Source organism: Rhodococcus sp. P4_B6 (genome assembly GCF_056402215.1).
The window spans coordinates 1-1865 of sequence record NZ_JBFUHV010000418.1 but is presented as its reverse complement, the minus strand read 5'-3'; the positions used below and the strand labels follow the sequence as shown (position 1 = coordinate 1865).

The 1865-nt window shown below is 62.5% G+C and carries 1 protein-coding gene; it reads right to left on the bottom strand.

Annotation, left to right across the window (positions count from 1 at the left end; translation table 11 throughout):
• Window positions 1-1039: 1039 nt before the first annotated feature.
• A partial coding sequence (locus AC1DWT_RS51190; RefSeq protein ID WP_477926261.1) for a hypothetical protein occupies window positions 1040-1865 on the bottom strand: 826 nt, incomplete at its 5' end.

Sequence of the window (1865 nt, the reverse complement as noted above, 5' to 3'; positions counted from 1 at the left end):
ATCGAGAACAGCCCGGACATCGGTTCTGAGAGGAAGCAACGACTTCTCTCCGAGTTGGCCGAAGCCTACGTCGCCACGAGAGGGGCTGACCAGAGGAATCCGATCCCTGGTCGCCGACGGAAGTAGTTCTGTGATCCGTGAGGCGCCAACATCTCTGGTATCCACGTGATGCGCAATGACTCCGGACGGAAATGACGGGCGCGACTGCAGATGGGATGTCCCGGCCGACGGCGACGGAAGAGGCGAGTCGCCAGCCGGCAAATCCGATCGCGGTGATTATTGTACCGAGTACGGACGTGAGTCATGACCATGATCGGGTCAACTTGCGCCAGATGCAATTTCAGCGAGCATCGTCGCAGTCGGAGAGGTCCGGATAACAGGCGCTGATCGCCGCTCCATTGGATGTTTTCACGGCTGTTGCATCCTCGAACGTGCCTCCGGAATAGCCAATTGAGCTGCGCCGCTGACCTTCTGGCAATCCGCTACCCGCGCGCTGTCGAGGGCATCGAAAGTTGTCTTCGTAGCGGGGTCTACTGATGACGCCGGCCGCCCTAACGCAGATCCCGCTCAGGTCGGATTCGAAGAGGTTATCGGCGGTGAGTGTGACGGGTGTCGTTGCCGCTGCTGGTTCCTCTGCAGTGGGTCTGTCTCCTGGACAGGTGGCGGGCATGAGGGCCCACGTGTGGGGAGGGACGCCCACCGTGATGAGGCTCGGTGAAAACTCAGCGCGCGCCGTCAGAGGTCGACCCCACCTGTGCCGTGGCGGCATCCCGAAATGGTAGCCCGGCCGATGTTCGCCGCGATGGGGGTCGAACCCGCGGTCGCGAGTCGCTCGACATCCCGGATACCGGGCTGGATCCGACCAGTGTGGTTCAGAGGGTCCCAGAGCGCGCGGCGTCACCGGCGCTCGTCGCCGGTGACGCAATACTCCTCGTCGGAACCCTCGTTGGGGCGCGCATATTGTCCGCCGACATCGGCCACCTCGATGATCTGCCGGGTTGGGATGCACGGCAGGTTATGCGGTCGGTTCGGGAAGGTCTTACTGGCGACCGAAGTGGAGCCCGTCGCGGACCTCTATCTTGAGCCAAGCGTCCAGTTCATCGACGCGGTCGGAGCGGGTGTACTCGACCGGTACTCGGCGAACTTGTACACCACATCGTCGCCACTGTGCGTCGCGAGTGTCGTCGTCTGCGCGTCGGTGTTCCTTCGCGTGGTGAGGCCCGTCCACCTCGATCAGCATTGCGCGCCCGTTTCCCATGAGTAGGAAGTCTGGCACCCAAACGTTTCCGGCCCGGATTCGAGTTCCTGGCAGAGGTGAGATAGCGAAGGTGTGGTCTTCCCGAGTTGAAGCCTGCAGGCGACGCAGTGACTGGTAAACGGCCAGTTCCTCGTTGTTTGTGAAGGTCAGGCCGTCAGCTACGGGAGACTGTGGGACAAGGCGCTCGCGGCGTGCGGAATTCGTCGCATCGTCACCTGTGTATTGCTGATGGAGGGCTTGCCGCCAGGTCTTCACGTCGATGCTGGGCAATGCGAGCCGGGTCTCGAGGAACTCCGGGACGGCTTGCTGACAGCGTTGCGCGAAGTCGCGCATCACGGGGAAAATGCGTCCGAGCACGTCGGGGGTGAATCGCGGGCGAAGGTACGGCTCGAGTTCCAGGTAGTAGACAGTCGAGTGCACTGGCGATTCTGACCCGTCCGTGACCCAGAGGTTCTTCTCGCTGCGGCCCCGGTGCTCCGATTCCATGTCGAGCCGTTCGACATCCTCCAGTAGGAGCGCCGCCTGGAGATCGCCCATCTGTGCCAACGTGTGAGCGGTCGCGCCCAGCACATATTCCAACGTCTCATGTCGGTCAGGGTCGTCGTCC